Annotated in this window: 24 protein-coding genes; 13 read left to right on the plus strand and 11 right to left on the minus strand. The window is 52.4% G+C overall.

Annotated elements, in window-relative coordinates; translation table 11 throughout:
• The first annotated feature begins 2 nt into the window (after positions 1–2).
• Both J0A66_RS17830 and J0A66_RS17835 read left to right on the plus strand, forming a co-directional pair.
• Entirely contained in the window at positions 3–4,082 is a 4,080-nt protein-coding gene (locus J0A66_RS17830; RefSeq protein WP_206575206.1) for a PilC/PilY family type IV pilus protein, read from the plus strand.
• Positions 4,066–4,533 (plus strand): type IV pilin protein, encoded by a 468-nt coding sequence (locus J0A66_RS17835; protein ID WP_206575207.1) that lies wholly within the window; start codon positions 4,066–4,068, stop codon positions 4,531–4,533. The genes J0A66_RS17830 and J0A66_RS17835 overlap by 17 nt, the downstream gene beginning before the upstream one ends.
• A 4-nt stretch (positions 4,534–4,537) precedes the next feature.
• Here J0A66_RS17835 and J0A66_RS17840 read toward each other — a convergent pair whose 3' ends face one another.
• Positions 4,538–5,095 (minus strand): GspH/FimT family pseudopilin, encoded by a 558-nt coding sequence (locus J0A66_RS17840; protein ID WP_206575239.1) that lies wholly within the window; start codon positions 5,093–5,095, stop codon positions 4,538–4,540.
• A 120-nt stretch (positions 5,096–5,215) separates the two neighbouring features.
• On the minus strand, positions 5,216–5,635 hold the full coding sequence (locus tag J0A66_RS23605) for a type IV pilin protein (RefSeq protein WP_277603584.1): 420 nt from the start codon (positions 5,633–5,635) through the stop codon (positions 5,216–5,218).
• Between the two features lie 73 nt (positions 5,636–5,708).
• On the opposite strand from J0A66_RS23605, the gene J0A66_RS17850 reads away from it, so the two are divergent.
• From J0A66_RS17850 to J0A66_RS17875, 6 genes are all read left to right on the plus strand, one after another.
• Positions 5,709–6,245, plus strand: coding sequence for a GspH/FimT family pseudopilin (locus J0A66_RS17850; protein ID WP_206575208.1), 537 nt, complete (start codon positions 5,709–5,711; stop codon positions 6,243–6,245).
• Positions 6,239–6,865 (plus strand): prepilin cleavage protein, encoded by a 627-nt coding sequence (locus tag J0A66_RS17855; RefSeq protein WP_206575209.1) that lies wholly within the window; start codon positions 6,239–6,241, stop codon positions 6,863–6,865. The genes J0A66_RS17850 and J0A66_RS17855 overlap by 7 nt, the downstream gene beginning before the upstream one ends.
• Positions 6,858–7,979: a pilus assembly PilX family protein gene (locus tag J0A66_RS17860; protein ID WP_206575210.1), complete on the plus strand. Its 1,122-nt coding sequence runs from the start codon at positions 6,858–6,860 to the stop codon at positions 7,977–7,979. The genes J0A66_RS17855 and J0A66_RS17860 overlap by 8 nt, the downstream gene beginning before the upstream one ends.
• 9 nt (positions 7,980–7,988) lie before the next feature.
• Positions 7,989–10,043 (plus strand): prepilin-type N-terminal cleavage/methylation domain-containing protein, encoded by a 2,055-nt coding sequence (locus tag J0A66_RS17865; protein ID WP_206575211.1) that lies wholly within the window; start codon positions 7,989–7,991, stop codon positions 10,041–10,043.
• Positions 10,044–10,119: 76 nt separating this feature from the next.
• Positions 10,120–10,956 (plus strand): NAD(+) synthase, encoded by an 837-nt coding sequence (nadE, locus tag J0A66_RS17870; protein ID WP_206575212.1) that lies wholly within the window; start codon positions 10,120–10,122, stop codon positions 10,954–10,956.
• Between the two features lie 14 nt (positions 10,957–10,970).
• Positions 10,971–11,309, plus strand: a complete 339-nt coding sequence (locus tag J0A66_RS17875) for a P-II family nitrogen regulator (protein ID WP_206575213.1) — start codon at positions 10,971–10,973, stop codon at positions 11,307–11,309.
• 5 nt (positions 11,310–11,314) lie between these two features.
• Here J0A66_RS17875 and J0A66_RS17880 read toward each other — a convergent pair whose 3' ends face one another.
• From J0A66_RS17880 to J0A66_RS17915, 8 genes are read right to left on the minus strand one after another with little or no spacing between them, the layout of a single operon-like run.
• Complete coding sequence (locus J0A66_RS17880; RefSeq protein WP_206575214.1) at positions 11,315–11,866, minus strand: DUF3833 domain-containing protein; 552 nt, start codon at positions 11,864–11,866, stop codon at positions 11,315–11,317.
• Positions 11,863–12,375, minus strand: coding sequence for a chalcone isomerase family protein (locus J0A66_RS17885; RefSeq protein ID WP_206575215.1), 513 nt, complete (start codon positions 12,373–12,375; stop codon positions 11,863–11,865). Before J0A66_RS17885 ends, J0A66_RS17880 begins: the two co-directional genes overlap by 4 nt.
• A complete protein-coding gene (locus J0A66_RS17890; RefSeq protein WP_206575216.1) occupies positions 12,372–12,887 on the minus strand; it encodes a DUF2878 domain-containing protein in 516 nt (171 codons plus the stop codon). Before J0A66_RS17890 ends, J0A66_RS17885 begins: the two co-directional genes overlap by 4 nt.
• The gene (locus J0A66_RS17895; protein ID WP_206575217.1) at positions 12,868–14,124 is read right to left on the minus strand and encodes an SAM-dependent methyltransferase; all 1,257 of its coding nucleotides are present in this window, start codon (positions 14,122–14,124) and stop codon (positions 12,868–12,870) included. Before J0A66_RS17895 ends, J0A66_RS17890 begins: the two co-directional genes overlap by 20 nt.
• Positions 14,125–14,133: 9 nt before the next feature.
• Positions 14,134–14,850 carry a DUF1365 domain-containing protein gene (locus tag J0A66_RS17900; RefSeq protein ID WP_206575218.1) on the minus strand — a complete coding sequence of 239 codons (717 nt, stop codon included), beginning with the start codon at positions 14,848–14,850 and terminating at the stop codon, positions 14,134–14,136.
• Positions 14,847–16,112, minus strand: coding sequence for an NAD(P)/FAD-dependent oxidoreductase (locus J0A66_RS17905; RefSeq protein ID WP_206575219.1), 1,266 nt, complete (start codon positions 16,110–16,112; stop codon positions 14,847–14,849). Before J0A66_RS17905 ends, J0A66_RS17900 begins: the two co-directional genes overlap by 4 nt.
• Positions 16,109–16,825: an SDR family NAD(P)-dependent oxidoreductase gene (locus J0A66_RS17910; RefSeq protein WP_206575220.1), complete on the minus strand. Its 717-nt coding sequence runs from the start codon at positions 16,823–16,825 to the stop codon at positions 16,109–16,111. Before J0A66_RS17910 ends, J0A66_RS17905 begins: the two co-directional genes overlap by 4 nt.
• Positions 16,822–17,247, minus strand: a complete 426-nt coding sequence (locus J0A66_RS17915) for a nuclear transport factor 2 family protein (protein WP_206575221.1) — start codon at positions 17,245–17,247, stop codon at positions 16,822–16,824. The genes J0A66_RS17910 and J0A66_RS17915 overlap by 4 nt, the downstream gene beginning before the upstream one ends.
• 132 nt (positions 17,248–17,379) lie before the next feature.
• Between J0A66_RS17915 and J0A66_RS17920 the strand changes: the two genes are divergently transcribed.
• From J0A66_RS17920 to J0A66_RS17930, 3 genes are read left to right on the plus strand one after another with little or no spacing between them, the layout of a single operon-like run.
• Complete coding sequence (locus tag J0A66_RS17920) at positions 17,380–17,964, plus strand: LON peptidase substrate-binding domain-containing protein (protein ID WP_206575222.1); 585 nt, start codon at positions 17,380–17,382, stop codon at positions 17,962–17,964.
• A 57-nt stretch (positions 17,965–18,021) separates the two neighbouring features.
• Positions 18,022–18,636, plus strand: coding sequence for a sigma-70 family RNA polymerase sigma factor (locus J0A66_RS17925; protein WP_206575223.1), 615 nt, complete (start codon positions 18,022–18,024; stop codon positions 18,634–18,636).
• On the plus strand, positions 18,629–19,288 hold the full coding sequence (locus J0A66_RS17930; protein WP_206575224.1) for a ChrR family anti-sigma-E factor: 660 nt from the start codon (positions 18,629–18,631) through the stop codon (positions 19,286–19,288). Before J0A66_RS17925 ends, J0A66_RS17930 begins: the two co-directional genes overlap by 8 nt.
• A 40-nt stretch (positions 19,289–19,328) precedes the next feature.
• On the opposite strand, the gene J0A66_RS17935 is transcribed toward J0A66_RS17930, so the two are convergent.
• Positions 19,329–20,093 (minus strand): outer membrane protein assembly factor BamD, encoded by a 765-nt coding sequence (locus tag J0A66_RS17935; protein WP_241264278.1) that lies wholly within the window; start codon positions 20,091–20,093, stop codon positions 19,329–19,331.
• 224 nt (positions 20,094–20,317) lie between these two features.
• On the opposite strand from J0A66_RS17935, the gene rluD reads away from it, so the two are divergent.
• Together rluD and pgeF are read left to right on the plus strand one after the other, a co-directional pair.
• Entirely contained in the window at positions 20,318–21,292 is a 975-nt protein-coding gene (gene rluD, locus J0A66_RS17940) for a 23S rRNA pseudouridine(1911/1915/1917) synthase RluD (protein WP_206575226.1), read from the plus strand.
• Positions 21,273–22,010 carry a peptidoglycan editing factor PgeF gene (gene pgeF, locus J0A66_RS17945; RefSeq protein ID WP_206575227.1) on the plus strand — a complete coding sequence of 246 codons (738 nt, stop codon included), beginning with the start codon at positions 21,273–21,275 and terminating at the stop codon, positions 22,008–22,010. The genes rluD and pgeF overlap by 20 nt, the downstream gene beginning before the upstream one ends.
• Positions 22,011–22,116: the final 106 nt, after the last annotated feature.

Genomic DNA, 22,116 nt, shown 5'->3' on the forward strand with positions numbered 1-22,116 from the left:
TTATGTCCTTAAGAACGAGAGTTTCCCTGTTTGCATCTTGTTTGCTGACCTGTTCCATCAGTTTGACGACCTGGGCGGATGACCTGGAAATCTATCTGGGTACCGGAGGAGGGGCGACAACCTATAATCCCAATGTGCTGTTTATCATGGATACTTCCGGCAGTATGGACGGCAAGGACGGCACAGACTATTCGCGGATGGCCAGGGTGCAGGAAGGATTGAAGACGGTCCTGCAGTCCGTGACCAATATTAACGCCGGCCTGATGCGTTTTTCCGACTACGGGGGGCCGGTGCTCTATCCGGTCAGGCCCATTGATGAACCGGTTGAGCCTGAGGTGGTAACTTCAGTGCTGCATCCCAGTGATGACGCCTATGAAAAAAACGGACTGGTCACACTGGGGGATGATGCGATTAAACTGGTGGATGGCACCGAAACCGTTACCAGCGGGTTGCGCTTCACTGACCTCAATATCCCCCGCGGGGCCAGCATCACCTCGGCCTTTATCCGCTTTACCTCGGATCAGTTTAATTCCGTGGCTGCCAACATGAGTTTTAGCGGTGAACTGATAGGGGATACGGATACCTTCACCAATACCAGCAATAATATATCTTCACGCAGTAAGACGGCATCAAATGTTAGCTGGAATACCGACAATGACTGGCCTGTTTCCGGGGAACTGGTCACGACTCCGGATATCAGTGCGGTGGTACAGGAAATTGTCGACCAGAACAGTTGGTGCGGCGGCAACGCGCTGAACATTATTGTCACCGGACAGGGCCTGGGGGGGACAAGCTCCAGACTTATTCAGGCCCATGAAGAAGGCAGCGGTTTGTCCGCCCAATTGGTTGTGACCTATGACAAGGCAAGCGCCACGGGCTGTGTCTCGGGTGAATCGGTCTATCAGGTCGGTTCCGAGAAAGACAATGTGGAAGAGAAAGGCAACGGTTACGACTCTACCGGTACCGAGCTCACCTTCAATGACGACTATAACGCTTACGTGGGCATGAGGTTTACTAATTTGCTGTTGCCGAAGAATGCTGTCATCAAGCAGGCCTATATCGAATTTACTGCCTATGACAAAGACACCAGTGGCGGCGCCTCCTTTGTTATCTCTGGCGTTAATGTGGACGATGCTGCAGATTTCAGCCCCCACAAACGTTATATGGTCAGGGATCTACCCAAAACCGCAGGGGTGACCTGGTCAAATATTCCGTCCTGGTACAAGAATGATGTTTACCAGACACCCTCCCTGGTCAGCATTGTGCAGCATCTGGTTAACCGGGCAGGATGGGAGCCCGGCAACGAAATGGCCTTTGTTATTTCCGACATTGAGGGTGTGCGTGGCGCATACTCCTACAAAGGTAAACCTTCTGAAGCCCCACGCTTGGTGATCCGCTATGAAGGCAATGCCACGCCCGGAACCGTTTCAACGGTGCGGGAGCATCTGCTGAACAAAGTGGATGAGTTAAATGCCAATGGCCTGACACCTATTGTCGATACTCTGTACGAAGGCATTAAATACTATGGTGGCCTGGAAGTGGATTATGGCCTGGCCCGGGGAACTTCCTCGGTCAGCAGCAGTGTGCGCAGAGCCACCCGGGTCAGCCACCGCCTATCTTACCTGGGGGCGGACCCGGTACGTCCCCCGGGCTGCAACGAAGACGATTTGTCTGACTATGACTGCATTTATGAATATATTCCATCCGGCGCCAGCTATATCTCCCCGATCACGGACATGCAATGTCAGACCAACAACCATATCGTTCTGCTGTCTGACGGAGAGGCCAATAACAACCACAGTGTCGGAAAGATCGAGGCATTGCTTGGCAAGAGCTGCACGGCTGGCGGCAGTGGTGGTGAGAAATGTGGCATCGACCTGATTAAAAACGTCAGCAAGGGCTCGGACTCGGTTATTGATGCCCGAATTGTGACCCATACCATAGGTTTTGCGGCCAATGCCACGGCCAACAACTATCTTAACCAATTGGCCCTCAACGGTGGCGGCGGTTTCTATCAGGCTGATAACGCTGAGAATCTGGTCGACGCCTTTCAAAGTATTCTGAAAACGGTCAAGGACGTCAACGCAACCTTCGTTTCCCCTGGTGTGGCGGTTAACCAGCTGAACCGACTGACCCATAAGGATGAGCTCTATTTTGCGCTGTTCAAACCGGCCGAAGGCACTATCTGGCCCGGCAATTTGAAAAAGTACAAGATAAACGGTGACGTTATTCTCGATAAGAACGGACAGGACGCAGTGGATGATGGCACGGGCTTCTTCCATGACAATTCACACAGCTACTGGTCAACCCTTGCCGATGGCAATGACGTGCGGGACGGCGGCGCGGCCAGCCAGTTGGATCTGGTGAGAAATATATACTATTTCAACGGTCCCGGTTCCATCATCGCCAGTGCAAACAGCCTGCATGAAGATAATGACAATATACTGGCCGGTGATTTGGGCATCGCGGCGGTGGCCGATCCTGAGATTGTGCGGGATGCCGTACTGAAGTGGGCAAGGGGCGTCGATGTATTTGATGATGACAACGACGGTTCAGTCGCGGATGTTCGCCTGCAAATGGGGGATACTATTCACTCTCAGCCTGTCATCGTCAACTATTCCACTACAGACAGTGCAATTATGGTGGCCACTAATCACGGTTTTCTGCATTCCTTTGACGCCAATACGGGTGAGGAAAACTTTGCCATTGCACCCAAGGAGTTATTGGGCAATCTGTATGACTTCTATCAGGATAATTCCACTTTCAATCATATATATGGGATGGATGGGGATCTGGTATTTCGCGATACAGGCGTCAAGAAGATCCTCTATGCGGGAATGCGCCGCGGCGGAAACAACTACTATGCTTTTGATATTACCAACAAGATGGCTCCCAGTCTGATGTTTGAAATCAAGGGCGGTAGCCCGGGTTTCGAGAAACTCGGTCAGACCTGGTCGAGGCCTACGGTAACCAAGGTCAAGATTGGCGCCGCTAGCAAGACGGTACTTATCTTTGGTGGTGGCTACGATACGGATCAGGACAACAAGGTTCTGCGGGGGCCGGATGTGGTGGGTAATGCCGTCTATATGGTTGACGCCGATACCGGTCAGTTACTCTGGTCTGCCAGTAACAGCAGTGCTGATTTGAATCTTGCCAGCATGGATTACAGCATTCCGGCCAGGATCTCTGTGGTCGACAGAGAAAATGACGGCTTTGCCGATCATATGTATGTGGTTGACACTGGTGGGCAGTTGTTCCGGCTGGATATCCACAACGGCAGTGGTACCAGCGAACTGGTCACAGGAGGGCTGATGGCCAGCCTGGCGGCAGATGGATCGGCTGCGGATAACAGACGTTTCTACTATGGTCCGGATATTTCTGAAATCAGCCTGGCCAATGAGCATTACTATGCCGTGGCATTGGGCACTGGTTACCGCGCCCATCCATTGAATACAGAGATCCAGGACAATTTTTATATGATCAAGGACAGCGGCGTGTTTGTCCTGGATACGGATGGAAATTACACCATGCCGGCAGCTCCACTCACTGCAAATGATCTTTACGATGCCACCAATCATCTGTTGACCAACAGCGACAGTGAAGTAAAAGATCTGGAAACCGCTGCTTTTGCTGACAAGGCCGGTTGGTATATCCGTCTGGGCAGTGGGGGAGAGAAGGTTCTGGCGTCGCCGCTGATCCTTAACTACCGACTATTCTTTACCACCTATATACCGGCTTCCATCGCTGAGAGCGAATGTGCTCCTCCCACCGGTAACAGCCGTGCCTATCTGGTGGAACTGATCAACGGCAATGCCGTGGTGGATCTGAACAACAACAATGAGAAAGAGCATGCAGACCGGTTCGCAGACCTTAAGCAGACCGGCATAGCTCCCGATACCAAGATACTCATTGAGGATATCATCAAGCCGGTAGTCTGCCTGGGAACCGAATGCACCTCGGCTGTCATTGATGAGGAGGATCCCTGTGGGTCAGACTTCGAATGTCTGGCGGAGAATATTTATGGCCGCTTTGAACGGGTTCAACGCAGCAGTTGGAAGACGGAAAATGAAACAGATCAGTAATAACGGCTTTTCTCTGATAGAACTAATGATAGTGGTGGCCATTATCGGCATCATCGCCAGCATTGCTTACCCGTCCTATGTGAGCTTTGTGGTAGGGAGCAATCGGGGGGCGGCTCAGGCCGATTTGATGGCTTTGGCCGCAGCAATGGAAAGACATAAGGTGGCCAATTATAGCTACAAAGGTGCCGCGTCAGGCGGTGCCGATACAGGCAGTCCCGCCGTTTTTCATGCTCATTCGCCATCCAGTGAGCCTGCAGGCAACAAGAAATATGATCTGAAGATTGCCACCATCTCTGCCACTGGCAATAGTTACAGCATCAAGGCGGAGCCAGTTAGTGGCACTCCCCAAGCCGATGACGGCGATCTCTATTACTTCAGCGATGGACGTAAAGGCTGGGATCAGAATAAAGATGGCAGCCTGGCTGCCGGGGAATATTGCTGGGCCTGTTAGATAACTAGTTGCAGTTTAAGGCAACGCCATTCAGATCTTCATGAATACTGTCGTTGTCTGTATCCTGACTGACTTTTACTCTGCCGCTGACGGTTAAACCCAGCCCCCTGGCGAATCTGGCCTCACCGTCCTCATCACAGAATAGCAGCATAGTGTTGAGGTTGGCGGCGCCACTACGATCAAACTGAATGGCCCCATTGGGCCCTTTTATATCAATGCCCTCTGGGCTCACATCAGTGCTGGCAAGCAGCTCCTCGTTATTGTTCCTGCCGCCACTGGCATCCAGGTCGATAAAAGCCATCTTGGCATCGGTCCAGTCCGAAGTGCAACTGGCAAAATCCTGCGTGGGACAAAAAATCGCTGTGTTCTGCTCATCAATGGCCGTATGCCTGGCTAATTGCATGACCGCGCTGGTCTCATTAAGCTGCGAAGTAATTTTGTTGCTGATAAGTATATCTCTGACATTTGGGGCCACTACCACCAGCAGAATACTGACAATAGCAATGCTGATCATCAGCTCCAATAGCGTCATACCTTGCTCAGACCGGTGTAAAGTTTTCATGTTTGACCTCAAACAGACTGTTTTGATGCTCACAGGATAACTTGAAGCGGACACGAAACAGGTATGGATTTCAGGCAGAAGTTATTCTGTGCTGTAGTGCAACGCGCCAAACCGTTTTTCCTACCAGCAAGTTGCGGGGGCCTTGTTCATCGACTGATCAAGGGTCAGGGGCGTGCAGGCTGCATCAGCCGTCTGGCTGCCTTTGGCTGTGGCATTGAGCTGATAGGTGGTAGCGCTGACATTGCTGATGCTGAAGGTATAGTAATCGCTTACCGGCATGCCGATGTCTGCCTCAGTGGCATAGCTATTATTGTTCAGCCGATAATTTTCCTGTTGCAGCTGCAATTGCAGTAATTGTTGTTGGGCATTGCCTCTGCGTGATTCCTGTATCTGGCTCTGATAGGCGGGAAAAGCAATGGCGGCAATGATGCCGACGATGGCGATGACAATCATCAGTTCGAGTAATGTAAATCCTTGGCTACACTCCGAATAATACTGATCCCGACAGGGTCTGAATCTTACGCTATTATCTATCGGCATCTGCGGTTTCTCATGTCTGGGCAAGAGACAGTATCTGGTTTCTTACTTTAATTATAGAACCGTTCCAAAAACCATGGAAAGCGAACCACACCCTCCTAATAATTCTGCCGGTATTACCCTGCTTGAAATACTTATGGCTATTGCGGTGATTGCCATCACCCTCACCCTGGGGGCACCGGCAGTAATTAATGCTTTTCAGAGCCATTATGTCAAAGGAGCCACTGAGAGCAGCTACTATATGCTCGGCCTGGCCCGTTCCACCGCCATTAGTCAGGGGGCTGATATCACTATTGATATCAACGATGGAACAAACTGGTGTCTGGGCATCAGTGACACCGGCCCTTGCGATTGCACTCAGGCCAATAGTTGTCTGGTTAATGGTGTGGAACAGGTGGCAGATGCAGAGGATTTCCCCGGTGTCAGTGTTTCCAATGTCACCTTTGTCGGCGGCCAGTCTGTTATCGACGGTATGCGGGGGCTGGCAGTGGGCAGTGCAGGTTCGATGCAATTTGACCGGGCTGACGACAGGCTGAGACTGGTTCTTAGCAATCTGGCTAGGGCACGTATTTGTCGCGTTCAAGGTGATATCGCGGGGTACCCAGCGTGCTGAGTAGGCAAAAACATCAAGGTCTGGGTTTGGTGGAGTTGATGATTGCTGCCACCCTTGGGCTTGTCAGCCTGATGCTGCTGGCCTCTGTCATGGGCTATGGCATTGGAACCAACAGCAATCTCTTAATGCAATCGCGTCTTAATGAAGAACTCAAAGCCGTTTCACTGCTGATTGGACGGGAGCTCAGGCGTGCCGGTTACAACGCCAATTCAATTTTGATGGTCGCCGATCCTGTTGCCAATCCGTCACCTTTTCGAAATTCCCTGCAAGTTTCGGCTTATGCCGGAGAAGCCGCTGACAGTTGTATTCTGTTCAGCTATGACCAGGATGCGGATGGTGTCCTGGATGTGCTTGCAGGCAATGAGAATTTTGGCTTCCGGCTCAGGGATGAGGCAATTGAAATGCGCCAGGGAAGCCTGACTTGTACAGAGGTGGGCTGGCAGGATCTGACCGATACCGGCATGGTCGAAGTGTCGCAGTTGCAGTTTGTGCTCAATCAGGTCGTGTCCAACAATGTGACCCGCTCTGACGTTACGTTCACTATTACCGGCCATCTGACCGACAATCCCAACATCAGCCGCACCTATCAGGAAACCATATCGGTGAGAAGTTATGACTAGTTGCACACAACCCTCCCGTCAGCAGGGGGCCGTCATCCTGATTTCCGTGGTGCTGCTGCTCATCATAGTCCTGGCGGTAACGCTCTACACCGGCCGGGTCAAGGTCCTGGAGCAAAAGGTCCTGCTCAATGAACAGAACTATCGTATTGGCTTTAGCGCAGCTGAAGCGGGTCTGATGCGTGTGCTGGGATTGCTCTCCGAAGAACCTGCCTGGAACGGGGCTGCCGTAGTTGACGATCTGGATACCAATGCCACCTATACGGTCAGCGGCGTTCGTCAGGAGGTACCGCGTCAGTCCAGTACGGTCACTGTGGTGAGTCTGACCTCCCAGGGACAATCCCCGGATGGTCTTGGGACAGTGACAATTCAGGAGCAGGCCCTGTTGTATTCGGTACTGGCCAATCCACCCGATGCCCCTCTGATAGTGGCCGGAGGGCTGAATGTGGGCGGCAACTTCGAAGTCACCGCCAACCCCAATGGGGGAGGCACCGGTGTGCCACTGTCCATCTGGACCGATATGGCCGTTGACATGAATAATGGCAGCGGCACCACCTGTGGCCTGCATGAATCTCAGACCGGTACCTGTAGCAGTGATGCCTATTCAGAGAAAGGCTTTAAAGGGCTGGATATTGTCGACGATGATCCCGGCTTTCCCCCTGATCTGATGGAGTATCTGTTTAATGTACCGGAAGCCGAGTGGCCGCAATTAAGAGCCGATGCAGACTTGCGCTTGAACTCCTGCGCGGGTCTGGGACCGGCCAGTGTCGGGCTTATCTGGGTGGACGGTAATTGCAGTGTTAATGCCAATACTATAATCGGCAGCCTCGCCAACCCGGTCATCCTGATTGTTACTGACGGGGATATCACCATGAACGGGGGGGCTGAGCTGAACGGCATCCTGTTTTCTTTTCGCAAGCCCACCACAGTCAATCCATTTGAGATCAATATGATAGGGGGGGCCAGAGTAAACGGGGTCGTGGCTTCCAATCATCCTGTTGGCCATGCAAACGGTACCTATAATGCGGTTTATGACGCCGATGTGCTGTCTTCTATTGAGGAACATGACGCTTTTCGGCGAGTGGGGCGGATACCCGGTAGCTGGCGTGATTTCTAGGAGCATATGATGAAACGAAATGGCTTTACCTTAGTAGAAGTATTGGTGGCGGCACTCATCATTATGCTTGGTGTGACGGGGTACGTCACGCTGCAGAGCCTCTATGTCCGCAGCGATTCAGAGGTGAACCTGCGTGCCCAGGCGCTGCGTATCGCTCAGGAAAAGATTGAGGATTTACGCACCTTTACCAGTTTAAATGCCCAGCCGGGACAGTTTGCTTATGTCAATATCGCCGATGATGTCGGCGGAAATCTGGCTGCCGGTGATGTGGATATCACCATGACAGAAAGTGGCAGGCTCTATACCTTCAACCGCAGCTGGCAGGCAGAGGACCAATATTTTGTCGATACGGATGCGGACGGCCTGGGGGACGCCTGGCTGCCTGCCGGGGATCCTGGCTTGCCTGCGGTTCTGCCTCCCTGGCCAGCCCAGAAGCAGGTACAGGTGACGGTAACCTGGACAGATCAGCAAGGAGAGACCCAGTCCCTGGATCTGGAAGCCAGCCTGGCACCGGTAGTCATGGCGTCGTCGCTCCACGCCATTAACGAGTCGGCCAATTCGAAGGCTTCCCCCACAGTGACCTATACCCCCGGTCTGGCACCGGATGTCATCGCCTATGACCTGGGGGATAACCAGAAGGTGGAGACAAGCAAGCCGGTACCGGATGTCAGCAAGCAGGGGGACAAGACTCAGGTACAGTTTGAGACGGTCCGGTACCTGGAGTTGCCCGGCAATGTGACCAAACTGGAACAGGAAGATTTTGTGACAGTGGAGTGTGGCTGCACAATGCAGGGCGTGGGGGCGGGAGCGACTCCTCATATGACTACCCTGAACGACGGGGAACTGACGGTCTTACCCGGCAGCATGGTCGGCAAGATGACAGGCGTGCCCCAAGACAATCAACAACCCACCCTGTGTACCCAATGCTGCCGGGATCACCATGATACCGCCAATATGATCAGTGAAGAGCAGTACTATCGGCAGGAAGGTGGTTTGCCTCATGGCCATTACAAGTATTTGGGGGCGGGAAATTTCAGCCCTGCCAGTGCTGCCGGAGATCCTTATGATGAGATTTGTCGATTCAAGCGGGTGGACGGACTGTTTGAAATTTACCCGGACTGGCAGTTACTCGACATTATAGAGTTTGATGATGCTCATCTGTTTATTGAAGCCAATCTGGCCACTTATACTGGGTACACGGAAAGCCTGCTGGCAAGCGACATACAAGGAGGCGCCGCTCCAGCCAAACCCGGAGGCAGGGATATCACCGTTCCGCCAGGCGCCTATCAGATCATTGCCCGCGGTATTTACATGGATTATATGAAAGCAGATCATCTGGCCGAGGTTCAAAGCCGGATTACTGCAGGGGATGCCAGTTGGAAAGCCATCACGCCTTTCTATGATGTTAACCTCACGCTGCTGGCCAACTGGTCATCCGCCGACAGCACCATTGCCAATGTGACCCAGGAGGCTATCGAAACCATAGTGGATCCGGTCAACAGCTTTTATGGAACCTACAGCCGTGGCCGTCTGGAAGCGCTTAAGGACGGGCAAACCGCCTTGCAAGTCAGCAGTTATCCTCACAATGCGGGGATCACCGGTGCCTCGCCCCTGAGTCCTGGCGAACTGGCTGCGGTGCGAAGCGACAGCATCCAGGTGACGGTGGACGGTAAGACCGCCATTGAGAAATTCTTCGGTTTGATCGGAGATGTCAACTGCCTCAGGATTATTAACGGTGTGAACGAGGCCTGTGAGCTGAATAACGATAAGAAAGCCAGTTATGTAAATCTGGCCTCCATGACCATCCTGCCCGATCCGTCACAGTTTACTTGTTCGGTGACCATCCCCAAAGGAAACGCCACCCCTTTCTTCAGTTGCAAAGACGTGTCTGAAAACTGGTCCGGTACCATCACCTTCAATTTCAGCCAGACAGGCTATGCCGTTACTATCAAGGTGCAGCAACCGGACGGCAGTATCCTTGAAACCAATCAGATCAGTCTGCCAGATGGTCTTAACCAGACTTCAAGCGGGGAATACAACCTGATCCTGGAATTGGTGCAATAGGCCAAATTGAGCGGGAAAAATGCCCCGGGATTATTTATGATGGCAGCCAAACCCAAGTGGAGTGAGCTGCCATCCTATGGATACTAAAGCCATTATCAAAGAAATGCGGGTACTGCCGCATATTGATCCTGAGTTTGAGATTACCCGACGGGTCAATTTCATCAAATCCCGCCTGCGCCATTCGGGTTTGGATACCCTGGTCCTGGGTATCAGCGGAGGAATTGACTCCTGTACCCTGGGAAGGCTGGCGCAGATAGCCGTCGAAGAGCTCAATCAGGAGCATCACGAGCATTACAAGTTTGTTGCCGTGCGCCTGCCCTATTCGGTGCAGGCCGATGAGAAGGACGCCCAGGCCAGTATCGACTTCATTGGTCCCACCCATTGCGTGACGGTTAATGTCAAACCCGGCGCCGACGCCATCCATAAACAAACCAGCCAGGCGTTGGCTGAATTGGATCTGTGGCCCGACGATGAAGCCAAGCAGGACTTTGTCAAAGGCAATGTCAAGGCCAGAACCCGTATGATCATCCAGTATGAAATTGCCGGCATGATGGACGGTCTGGTGTTGGGCACCGACCATTCTGCAGAAAATATCACGGGCTTTTACACCAAATTTGGCGACGGAGCCTGTGATCTGGCCCCTCTGTTTGGTCTAAACAAACGCCAGGTCAGGCAAATCGCCAGGACTTTGGGTGCTCCTGAACATGTCATTGAAAAGCCACCAACGGCCGACCTGGAAACATTGAATCCGCAAAAAACCGATGAGGATGCCCTGGGGCTGACTTACGATCAGATAGACGATTTTCTGGAAGGTAAGGACGTCGCCCCCGAGGTCAGCGAAAAACTGACCTACATCTATCTGCGGACACAGCATAAACGCCAACCCATTCCAACCATTTACGACGAGCTTTGACGAGGAAAAACAGGATGAAGAAGATTGAAGCCATCATCAAACCTTTTAAAATGGACGATGTGAGAGAAGCGTTGGCCGATGTCGGGGTGACTGGCATGACGGTCACTGAGGTGAAAGGTTTCGGGCGCCAGAAAGGCCATACTGAACTGTATCGCGGTGCCGAATATCAGGTGGACTTCCTGCCCAAGATCCGTATCGATCTGGTGCTGCCCGATGAACAGGCAGAACGGGCAATTGAGGCCATCATGCAGACGGCGCAGACAGGCAAAATAGGTGACGGCAAGATCTTCGTTTACGATGTGGAAAGGGTGATCCGCATCCGCACCGGTGAAGAGAACGAGGATGCCGTTTAACTGGACTAAGGCTGATCTGCGGCAGGGCAGCCCTGGTTTGCATCGGACTTATCGAAATAGATAGAAACCTCGGCCAGGGTTACGCCAAATTTTTTAAGGTAGGAGCGATTCATCAGCCTGTGCTTGTCCAGGCGATACATCCAGTCATCGACGGCAAATTCATACAGATCGCCTTCTACCGGCACCTCCAGCCTGTATTGCCAGTTAAAGGCATTACCGCTGGCCCGGCCCCCGGCTATGCCAATGACATCGTCCGCCGATCCGGTTACCCAGCCATTGTCTTCTATGGTCAGCGTCCATAACCTGGTATCGATCTCTCCGTCATCATAATAGAAAGTCTCATCCAACTGGCCCTGGTTGCCTTGCCAACTGCCGACTATCTCCACACAGAAGTGACGGGTCAGGTGGCCCTTGTAGTCTTCCACTATACCCCAGGCTGTTACATGGCCGTCAAAGTAGCCAGCCAGGTCGAAGGCGGGGGTCTGATTACGGTATTCGTCCAATGAGGCTGAGCAACCGCTCAGCAGCGCGGCAGCGGATAGCATTTGCCATTTCATGGTTGAGTTCTCCCTGTTAACTGGCCTCTCAGCTTTGGATAGCTGGCATTCTCGGCAAGCCAGATCGCCAGAAACGCCGGACCAAAATCCGGATCTTCAAAGGTCCCTATGGGCTCCCCATTGTGGTAAAAACGGCTTATCCTGTTCTGGGTCACTTCCAGAGTCAGTTCATCCCCTTTCTGAATATCCGGCCAGATACTTTCGAGTTGTTTCAGCCACGAAGGGATGGCCTTGTCTTTCAATGCCAACGCCTGCCACTGTTCCTCTGTCGCTTCTATCAGCTCGGAGGCCTTGATATCACGCAGATAGCGGATTTGAAGCGCCAGCGGATAATGCCCCTGTCGGTATTTTCCGTCCGGGCTGTAAAGGCTGGACTGATAAATATCCCAGAACCAGACACTGAGCTTTGCCTGGCCGACCAGCTTCAGGTCAGCCAATGGACTGGCCAGGGGTTTAATACTGAACAGCGCCAGGCCGAGTGCCAGGAAAGGGAATATCAGCAGCTTCATAAACCGGACTCCCGGGCGATAGACCGGTTCAATCGCAACAATACCGGCATCAGAGCAGCCCAGATAAGTGCTAACACAGCCGTAGTCACATAGGGCCCATAAGTAAAGTCGACGGCATCCAGTTTCATCCCGGCTAAGTAACTGGTGGGTCCGCCTATAGCGGCTAGCAGGGCTCCCAGCGCCAGCCTGTTTTGCAGAAAGGACAGGCTGTGTCTCAGGGTCACGCAAAAGGCCAGCCATAGTCCCGCCAACCAAAGCGGCAATGGCGCAAGGGGGGCAGGGGAGAATACGAAAACCCCTGACAGGGCCAGAAGGCTGTCGACCAGAATGCCGGGCAGAGCGCAGACTGATGCCAATAACAGCTCAGTCTTTTTATCCGCCACCAGAATAAAATGAATGGCCAGTAGACTCCCCAGTAACCATAAGGCCTCGTTTTTGCCGAGCACCGCCACCAACCAGCAAAGCTGGAACCAGATGACATTGAACCAGGGATTAGCAGCGTTGAATTTCATATCGGTAACCCGGCTTGGTCATCAACAACTGCACCGTACTGATGGTCCGTTCCAGAAAGCCCCCTTCACAGTAACAGAAGTAGAAACTCCACAACCTGATGAAGCGTTCGTCATAGCCAAACTTTGACAGAGCCTGTTTTCGCTCCAGTAAGTTGCGATGCCAGTCCTGCAAGGTCCGGGCATAATGCAAACCAGTGTCATGGCAGTCCCTTAACAGCATATCTGTGTATTGGGCCAGGTGCCCGGCAAGCAGACTGACCGAGGGCAGAAAGCCGCCTGGAAAAATATGTTTCTGAATAAAGTCCTGGCCCTTGGCGTAGGTCTGCATACGATGTTCGGCAATGGTGATGGACTGCAACAGCATCAGGCCGTCCTCTTTCAGCAGGCTGTTGCATTTGCTGAAAAAAGTGGGCAGATACTCCTTGCCGACTGCTTCTATCATTTCGATGGAGACCAGCTTGTCATACTGGCCCTGCAGCTCCCGATAGTCCTGTTTCAGCAGGGTTATCTTCCCGGCCAGACCTTCCCGCTCAAACAACTCCCGGCTGTACTGATACTGCTCCTCGGAGATAGTGGTAGTGGTCACCCGACAGCCGTAATGTCTGGCGGCAAAAACAGCCAGTCCGCCCCATCCTGTGCCGATTTCCAGCAAATGGTCATCGGCAGTCAGGGCAAGCTTTTCACAAATGGTCCTGAGCTTGTGCTGTTGTGCCTGAGCAAGCGTGGCCGCCGGGTTTGGGTAGATGGCAGCGGAATACATCATGCTTGAGTCCAGAAACCGGCTGTAGAGAGCGTTACCCAGATCGTAATGGGCACTGATATTCTGTCTGGCCTGGTTTTTTGAGTTGCGTAGTCGGAGCCTGCTGTAGAAAGTCAGTGGGGCCAGCAGCCAGCCTAGTCTGGCTTCAAGTTCGTCCAGCAAGGGCATGTTGCGGGCAAATAACCTGATCACCGCAGTTAAATCCGGCGTTCTCCACCATCCCTCAACAAAGGTCTCACCGGCCGCCACACTGCCGCCGAGCAGCAGTTTCGGATAGAACTGCCAGTCGAGCACGTCTATTTCAGCCTGAAGTTCGGAGGAATCCTGGCCGAACTTTGCCAGGGGGATGCCATGTTCTTTAACAATCAACTGCCCCTGGGGCAGTCTGTCAAGTAATGCCAACAGGCTGCTTCTGGCCACCCTGGTATACCAGGTTGTCTGGACCGATTGCTTCATGGTGTGCTCAGCCGATGCCATCAGGACTCCTTATTTGCCTGTCGGGTGAGAATGTATGGGGGTCCCTTTGATAAAGAGTCTCAGGGCCTGCCAATAAATCCCGAACAGGGTTTTTAATGTCAGCGTGCTCAGCAATACGCGAAAAAGGCTGTTTGAGTTCAGTGGAATTTTCGTCATCTTCAGTCCTGCTTCGAACTCCGTCTCTTGACGCTTGCAACGGATACACAGAGAGAGATGTTCGCCCGGCTGGGCTATGCTCCACTGATATGCCATATCCATAGGGTTAAAGGGCGAAACATGAAAAACTTTCTGGCTGTCAGCTTGCAGTTTCAGATCCACCAAATAGCAGTGTCGCTGGTTCCAGGGAGTGTTGCTCACTTCTGCGAGCATATGGGTAAAGTCGCCATTTTCTGACTGCAGGAAATAGAAATTTACCGGGCTGAAATACAGCCCCATCCAGCGGACCTGCCCGAGCAGATATACTTTTCCGTCCAATGCTTTACCTGCCAGATCCGACATGGTCTGCAAGGCTTCCTGCCAAAGAGGCTGTTCTGCGTTTTGCAGATAGTCCCGGCGCCTGAACCGTAAGAGAGAGCCGGTGGCCGTAGAAAACAGACGACCCCGGGAAAGCGTCTCCAGTTCATGCAGATTCAACCAGAACAAATGTAAGGAGTACTGGAAGGTATGCACCTTGGGCTGGTGCCGCTTATGCCAGGTGATGCCACGGTACAAGGCGTTTTCACTCATAAGCCAGCTCCAAAGCGGCGGCAGACATCCAGGGCACTGCGTACGCCATCTTCATGAAAGCCGTTGTACCAGTATGCGCCGCAAAAATGCAGGCCATCCTGAGCACAAATTTCGTGACGCCTTTGCTGGGCCAGCAGACTCTTTTCGTCAAACTGCGGATGGGCATAGTCAAATCGCTGCAATATGCTGTCCGGGTCAATATCTGCACTGTTGTTTAATGTGACGCAAAAGGTGGTATCCGACTGGATTCTCTGCAATGTATTCATGTTGTAGGTCACTGAAGCGGGGAGGGAACGCTCGCCAGGTTGGCCTTTAAGCAGATAGTTCCAACTGGCCCGGGCCAGTGGACGTTTCGGCAGCAAACTGGTATCAGTGTGCAAAACCACCTCATTGTTGGCGTATCGGATAGCGCCCAGAATGTCACGCTGCGCTTTGCTGGGCGCAGATAACATGCGTAAAGCCTGATCACTGTGGCATGCCAGGATAACCTGATCGAACTGGCGATCTGGCTGATTTTTGGCACGTACCTGATAACCCGCTGGACCTTTATCGATCGCCAGCACAGGGCTGTTGAGCAGTATTTTGTCGGTAAAGCCTGCCGTCATCGGCGCAATATAGGCGCGGGAACCGCCAATCAGGGTATACCACTGGGGGCGGTGCTGAATGTTTAATAACCCATGGTTGTTGAAAAACTGCAGAAAGAATTTCAAAGGAAAGGCTTTGGCATCGTCAAGGCTCGCCGACCAGATAGCGGCACACATGGACAGAATATAATTTCTGCAGAAGAAGTCACTGAAGCCATTTAGCGTCAAAAAGCTGCCCAGGGTTTGATGACTCAGGCCGTCCGATTCGGATAGCCTGGCTTTGCACAAACGGTTGAACCTGAGGATATCCCTTATCAGCAGATAAAATCTCGGCCTCAACAGGTTGCGACGCTGGGCAAACAAGCTGTTGATGGTATTACCATTGTACTCCAGGTTTTCTTCAAGATTCTTGACGCTGAAGCTCATCTCCGTGGGTTGCCTTGGCACGCACAGTTTGTCCATCAGTTGAAGGAAGAGAGGGTAAGTCCAGTCGTTGAAGACAATAAAACCGGTATCAATGGCATAGGACTGCCCGTTCACCTGCACATCGACGGTGTGGGTATGGCCTCCGACATAGTCGTTAGCTTCATAAAGCGTAATATCCTGATGTTTATGGAGCAAATGACCACAAACCAATCCAGAGATACCGCTGCCGACAATGGCAATCTTCTGGTTCATTCAGATTTCATCCTTCTGCAGAGTGTTGTTTGCCAGGACGTGGGTAAAAGTGACAGGGTCCTGAGCATCAGGGCGAACAGGGTCGGGAAATATATGCTGCTGCGCCGTTTTTCCAATCCTTTGATAATGGAAGCGGCGGCCTGTTCAGCGCTGATCCGAAAGGGCATGTCAAAATCATTTTGTTCAGTAAGGGGCGTCCTGACGAAGCCGGGACTGATACTTTGCACATGCACACCGCGGGCTTTGAGATCCACCTCGAGGCATTTGGTCAGATAATGTATGGCGGCTTTGCTGGCACCATATGCCTGACTGCGGGTGAACGGCAGGAGCCTGGCCAGGCTGTCAACAATGGCCAATTGGCTTCCCTCACGCATGTCAGGTAACAGGGCCTGCAGACAGTTAACCACGCCAAAAAAATTGGCGTCAAACACACGCTGAAAGAGTTTGCCGTTCCATTCGTCCAGATCCACATACTCACAGGTGCCGGCATTCAGTACCATAATGTCGAACTGCAGCCCGGATAGTGCTGCCATACACTGGTTTGCATCTGAGACATCAAATTTAAGGGGGGTGACCAAAGGAAGTTTCTGCAACTCTGCCAGTTGATGCTGATTTCGCCCACAGGCGAACACTTCCCAGCCCTGTTTAACAGAGGCCTGGGTCAACGCTTTGCCGATGCCGGATGTGGCACCGGTGATTAAAATTCTGGTCATGCCTTCAGCCTTCCCTTCATCCATACAATCAGCCGTCCGAGCAGGGGAACATGCTCGTACAACATAGCGCCAAGGTCGTAGTAGTCCCGTTGATAACAGATTTTCCCCTGCTCAATTCGCAGTTGGCTGATACCTGAAAGCTGCACTGTACGCCCTCCGTTAATCCTCGGGTGGCGGTAATGCATAAGCCAACTGACATAGTGAAAATGTTCTGTCTCATCGACACAGGTCAGCTCGAAACGGCAGTCCTGACAAGCCTTAAGCAGATTCAGAAAGTAACTGTGCAGGGATTTGAGTCCGAAATGAGTTCCAACGGGGTCGATGAACTCCACATCCTGGGCGTAAATCCTGTCAAGCTCCGTCAGGCTTTGCACTGACAACTGCTCATAAAAGGTCCGGAAGTTTTGACTGAGACTTTGCATAAATTCTGATGCTGGTTTTTGGTATTCATTACGTTGATTCAGAATAAAAGATCAGGATGTAAACTGGTATTCAGGACGATCCTTTTTCGGATGCCGCCGTAATAGGTGCAAGCATAATCACCTGTGTAGCTGATGTTGAAAGATCCCACTATCGAACTGGCTTTGTTTCCGCTGTCGGCACATATCCTGCCTGGCGGCAGGATGCAGTTGCGCATTTTTGAGCGCCGCTATATCAGAATGGTCAGGGAGGCCTGTGCGGGAAGGATGCACTTTGGGATCTGTATGCTCAACAACAAAGGAGACCAGGAAAGGAATCAGCACATATATCCGATAAGCACCATGGTGGAGGTAATTGATTTCACGGTCTTGGAAGATGGGCTATTGGGCATTACTGTCGAAGCGGGTCGTTGTGTCAGGATTGAGAGCATCCGCACAGAGCCGGACGGTCTGAGAATTGGCCAATGCCGCTGGGTCGATGAATGGAAGTGGGACGCTCAACCACAAAGCATACAGCCAATTGGGCAGAAGCTGCGTGAGATCTTTCAACGATTTCCAGAGATGAACAACCTTCATACTGATCCCAGATTTGATGATCCCCTTTGGGTATTGTTCCGCTGGCTGGAGATGCTTCCTGTTGATGCAGGTTACAAGCAATCGCTGTTGCAGGAAAAAGACTGCCGCAAAATACTCAGGTTTCTGACACAATTGGTGGACTGATCTTTTTTGTCACATCGTCCGTAATGAATTGCAATGTAAAAAATCGGCGGTGGACTCATGCTAGTTGGGATTCAATTGGAAGACAGACAGACCCGGACTTCTGTGCCCTTTGAAGTGGTAGAGGAAATGGCTGGTTACCTGCAAGCCGTGGCCTTGCGTCGTTGTCAACGTTCCTTTTCCAAGCTCTTCAGCCATTTTGCTCCCCGCTTGCGTTCTTATGCGTTGAAGCAGATGGGCAACGAAGCCCAGGCGATGGAGCTGGTGCAGGAGACCCTGGCAAATGTATGGCAGAAGGCGCACCTGTTCGACGTGGACAAAGGGACTCCCTCTACCTGGATTTTCACCATCGCCAGAAATATCCGCTTTGATATGTTGCGCAAGCAGCGCAACCGTAAGGAAGATATCTGCTCGGAGGATTTGTGGCCCGTCCTCTGTGAACAGACAGCATCACCGGGAGAAATCAGCCTGGATCACCAAATGACGCTGCAGCAGGTTGGTGTGCTGTTTGAAAGTCTGCCGGAAAAGCAGCGGCTGGTGATTGAGGCCATTTACATTGAAGGCAAGTCCCAACAGGAAGTGGCTGACGATTTGGAGATTCCTCTTGGCACCGTCAAATCCAGAACAAGGCTGGCGCTGCAAAGACTCAAAGAGATGTTGGATCAAGATGATTAAGTTACACCCTAGTTATGCTCAATTGGAACGATATGTCGAAGGTTCCTGTAACGCCGGTGAAGGCCTGATTGTTTCAGCCCATCTGGACATGTGTTTGCAATGTCGCAGCAAGGTGACTGAGATGGAGAATTCGCTGGCAGATAAAATGCTGGCCAATCAGGTGCCCCTGGATCCCGCTTATGCAGAGATGTGCAGGAAAATTGTCGAGTTACCGGCTGAGATAGGTGGCACACCTGCCCTGCATCAGACTCTGGAGCTGGACGGCAGGCAGTTTACTTTGCCCCGAGCCTTGCGCCGTTATGCCAGCCAGATTAACGGCTGGTCGCATATGGTGGGTAAGTTGTGGCAGGCCAGGGTGGACCTGGGTATTGATGGGCGCGCGGATTTTATCTATATGGAGAAAGGCGGCAGTGTTCCGGAACATACTCACAGGGGCAGTGAGCTGACCCTGGTGCTGGATGGGGAGTTTTCTGACGGATTACGTGACTATGACACCGGTGACTTTATTTTATGTGATGGTCGGCATACCCATATGCCTCATACTGACGCAGACGAGGGGTGCCTGGTGTTCAGCATAGTGGATCAGCCTTTACACTTCACATCCGGGCTGGCGCGATTGCTCAATCCTTTCAGTCATTTATTCTTCAAATAAAAAAGCGCCAGGGGGCGCTTTTTTTAATCGGCATTACCGTTCAGCTTGCGTAGGGGCTGTCCGGGAAGTTCAACTTCAGAGTCTGCAACACATGAGCTTTCAGCTCGGGTAGTTTCAACTGGTCGTAACACTCCACCATCAATTCCAGCGCTTCCTTGAGATGAGGTGAGTCAGGGAAATACTCCAGCACATACTGGCCCCGGTTGGCTGCCGCGACATAAGCCTGACGCTTCATGTAGTAACGGGCAATGGCAAGCTCATACTTGGCCAGCCGATCCTTGATAAACAGCATACGCTTCTGGGCGTCTGCAGCATACTTGCTGTCCGGATACTTTTCGATCAACTGGCGAAAATCCTTGAATGCTTCCCTGGCCTTGGATGGATCCCGGTCGGCTCTGTCGATGCCAACAAAATCCTGAAAAAGGTTTGAGTCTGCATCCATATTGACCAGACCCCGCATATAATGGGCATAGTCGATGTCTGCATGGTTGGGGTTCAGACGCAGAAATCTATCGATAGTGGCCAGGGCCTGATCCGTATTTCGGGTTTTGTAATAGGAATAAATAAGGTCGAGCTGAACCTGATGCGACAGGGGGCCAAAAGGATATCGGGAGTCCAGGGCGCTGAGGGTCGTGGCTGCGGCGTTGAAGTTACCGTTCTCCATATTTTCCTTGGCTTTCTCATACAGCATCTGGGGACCCTGGTTAACCAGCGCCAATTCGTCCTCTTCGGGGGAAGACGAGCAGGCGGAAAGTAGGAGAGCGCCGGTAATCAATATTGTTTGGGGGATAAATCTTCTGTTCATAAGGCTCATTATATTATCGCGATTCTGCCGGGGGGAAAAATCCGCTAGAATAGACACCCGATTTCCTAATAAGTGCCCGTAAAATCATCGCATTCTACCCGACTGTGGGTGGCTATGCACATGATATTCCCGTCCAATACCCCAGCGGAATTGGGTGGGCGGATTTCCCTTTGTGCTAGACGGCGGCTAGCCAGGGTCACGCTGCAGCCCGCCTGTGTCTTTTCATGCATAAGAAAATTGAGTTACAAGCTGTTGTTCCGGATGAGCTGATAGGTAAACGTCTTGACCAGATTCTGGCCGAGTTGTTTGCCGACTATTCCCGTTCGCGCATCAAGGAATGGATTCTCGCCGGCCAGGTCCGGCTCGACGGCAAAGTGGTGGATAAGCCAAGGGAAAAACTGCTGGGTGGCGAAGAAGTTGAGATCAAGGCCAGCATTGAAGTATCCCAGCAACACCAGGCGGAAAAAATTACCCTGGATATCCAGTACGAAGATGAGCATATCCTTATACTGAACAAGCCGGCGGACCTGGTGGTTCATCCCGGCGCTGGCAATGCCAGTGGCACGCTGCTCAATGCTCTGCTCAGTCATGTGCCGGGTATTGGGGCTGTCCCCCGGGCGGGTATTGTTCACCGGCTGGACAAGGACACCACGGGTCTGATGGTGGTGGCCAAGACCATACCCGCGCAGACCAGTCTGGTGGAACAGTTGCAGGCCAGGGAAATTAGCCGTGAGTACGAAGCCGTGGTTAATGGCACCATGGTGGCCGGCGGTTCGGTGGATGAGCCTATTGGCCGGCATGAAACCAAGCGTACCAGTATGGCGGTGAGGATGAACGGTAAGCCGGCGCTGACGCATTACCGGGTAATGCAGAAGTTTCGTGCCCATACCCATTTACGGCTGAAGCTGGAAACAGGGCGTACCCATCAGATTCGGGTGCATATGGCCTATCTGCATCACCCTCTGGTTGGCGATCCTCTCTATGGTGGCCGGCCTCGCCCTCCCAAAGGGGCCAGTGAGTCGTTAAGACAGATGCTCAGGGATTTCTCCAGACAGGCACTGCATGCGGCGCAACTGGAACTGGCCCATCCGGTGACGGGGGATTGGATGAGTTGGCAGGTTCCGATCCCGCAGGATATGGTGGATTTACTGGCGGCGTTAAAGCAGGACGACAAAGAGCATGACCAGGGCTGGGACTGAGCACTTCATTTATCCTGACTGGCCCGCACCGAAATCTGTGCAGGCTTTCTGTTCGACCCGCCAGGGGGGCAGAAGTCAGGCTCCCTTCGACAGTTTTAATATGGGATTGCATGTCGGTGATGACCCGCAGCACGTGCAGGACAATCGTCAGCAGTTGCCGGAGCATCAGCAGATTGTCTGGCTGAGTCAGGTTCATGGTAACCGGGTTGTCCGGTTGACCCGGGGCAGTGAACAGGATCAGCAGGCTGATGCCGCCTTTTCTGTCATGCCAGGAGTAACCTGTGCTGTGATGACAGCAGACTGCCTGCCGGTACTTTTTTGTCATAAGTTCGGCCATGCTGTGGCTGCCGCCCATGCAGGTTGGCGCGGACTGGCTGCGGGGGTACTGGAAAACACCCTGAAAAACCTGCCTGGCGGTGCGGGTGACTATCTGGCTTGGTTGGGACCGGCCATTAGCGCCAAATCCTTTGTAGTGGGGGAAGATGTAAAGTCAGCTTTTCCCGCTCAGCAAAAGGCATTTAAACTTCATCCACAGATGTCTCATAAGTACCTGGCCGATATTTATCAGATCGCCAGACACAAACTCCAGGTAGCAGGATTACAGGAAATCTATGGGGGCGGTTTCTGTACTTACACCGACAAAGAGCGATTTTACTCTTATCGACGTGATGGTCAGACGGGCAGGATGGTCAGCGCCATCTGGTTGACAGAACTCTAATCTGTTAGCCTTTGTTTGCTTGATCCAGCGCAAGCTTCTTGGCCCACTATGACTTGATTACCAGACGATTCATACCCATAAATAGCTCAGTTATGAATGACAGAGG

The organism is Bowmanella dokdonensis, assembly GCF_017254865.1.
Taxonomy (GTDB): domain Bacteria; phylum Pseudomonadota; class Gammaproteobacteria; order Enterobacterales; family Alteromonadaceae; genus Bowmanella; species Bowmanella dokdonensis.

Bases quoted from the DNA above. Each gene is read 5' to 3' on its own strand.
- J0A66_RS17830 (WP_206575206.1), top strand. From the start codon at position 3: ATGTCCTTAAGAACGAGAGTTTCCCTGTTTGCATCTTGTTTGCTGACC.
- J0A66_RS17915 (WP_206575221.1), bottom strand. From the start codon at position 17,247: ATGCAAAGTCTCAGTCAAAACTTCCGGACCTTTTATGAGCAGTTGTCA.
- J0A66_RS17890 (WP_206575216.1), bottom strand. From the start codon at position 12,887: ATGAAATTCAACGCTGCTAATCCCTGGTTCAATGTCATCTGGTTCCAG.
- J0A66_RS17885 (WP_206575215.1), bottom strand. From the start codon at position 12,375: ATGAAGCTGCTGATATTCCCTTTCCTGGCACTCGGCCTGGCGCTGTTC.
- J0A66_RS23605 (WP_277603584.1), bottom strand. From the start codon at position 5,635: ATGCCGATAGATAATAGCGTAAGATTCAGACCCTGTCGGGATCAGTAT.
- J0A66_RS17850 (WP_206575208.1), top strand. From the start codon at position 5,709: ATGGAAAGCGAACCACACCCTCCTAATAATTCTGCCGGTATTACCCTG.
- J0A66_RS17900 (WP_206575218.1), bottom strand. From the start codon at position 14,850: ATGAGTGAAAACGCCTTGTACCGTGGCATCACCTGGCATAAGCGGCAC.
- pgeF (WP_206575227.1), top strand. From the start codon at position 21,273: ATGACCAGGGCTGGGACTGAGCACTTCATTTATCCTGACTGGCCCGCA.
- rluD (WP_206575226.1), top strand. From the start codon at position 20,318: ATGCATAAGAAAATTGAGTTACAAGCTGTTGTTCCGGATGAGCTGATA.
- nadE (WP_206575212.1), top strand. From the start codon at position 10,120: ATGGATACTAAAGCCATTATCAAAGAAATGCGGGTACTGCCGCATATT.
- J0A66_RS17840 (WP_206575239.1), bottom strand. From the start codon at position 5,095: ATGAAAACTTTACACCGGTCTGAGCAAGGTATGACGCTATTGGAGCTG.
- J0A66_RS17880 (WP_206575214.1), bottom strand. From the start codon at position 11,866: ATGAAATGGCAAATGCTATCCGCTGCCGCGCTGCTGAGCGGTTGCTCA.
- J0A66_RS17920 (WP_206575222.1), top strand. From the start codon at position 17,380: ATGTTGAAAGATCCCACTATCGAACTGGCTTTGTTTCCGCTGTCGGCA.
- J0A66_RS17835 (WP_206575207.1), top strand. From the start codon at position 4,066: ATGAAACAGATCAGTAATAACGGCTTTTCTCTGATAGAACTAATGATA.
- J0A66_RS17860 (WP_206575210.1), top strand. From the start codon at position 6,858: ATGACTAGTTGCACACAACCCTCCCGTCAGCAGGGGGCCGTCATCCTG.
- J0A66_RS17930 (WP_206575224.1), top strand. From the start codon at position 18,629: ATGATTAAGTTACACCCTAGTTATGCTCAATTGGAACGATATGTCGAA.
- J0A66_RS17925 (WP_206575223.1), top strand. From the start codon at position 18,022: ATGCTAGTTGGGATTCAATTGGAAGACAGACAGACCCGGACTTCTGTG.
- J0A66_RS17935 (WP_241264278.1), bottom strand. From the start codon at position 20,093: ATGAACAGAAGATTTATCCCCCAAACAATATTGATTACCGGCGCTCTC.
- J0A66_RS17905 (WP_206575219.1), bottom strand. From the start codon at position 16,112: ATGAACCAGAAGATTGCCATTGTCGGCAGCGGTATCTCTGGATTGGTT.
- J0A66_RS17895 (WP_206575217.1), bottom strand. From the start codon at position 14,124: ATGGCATCGGCTGAGCACACCATGAAGCAATCGGTCCAGACAACCTGG.
- J0A66_RS17865 (WP_206575211.1), top strand. From the start codon at position 7,989: ATGAAACGAAATGGCTTTACCTTAGTAGAAGTATTGGTGGCGGCACTC.
- J0A66_RS17875 (WP_206575213.1), top strand. From the start codon at position 10,971: ATGAAGAAGATTGAAGCCATCATCAAACCTTTTAAAATGGACGATGTG.
- J0A66_RS17910 (WP_206575220.1), bottom strand. From the start codon at position 16,825: ATGACCAGAATTTTAATCACCGGTGCCACATCCGGCATCGGCAAAGCG.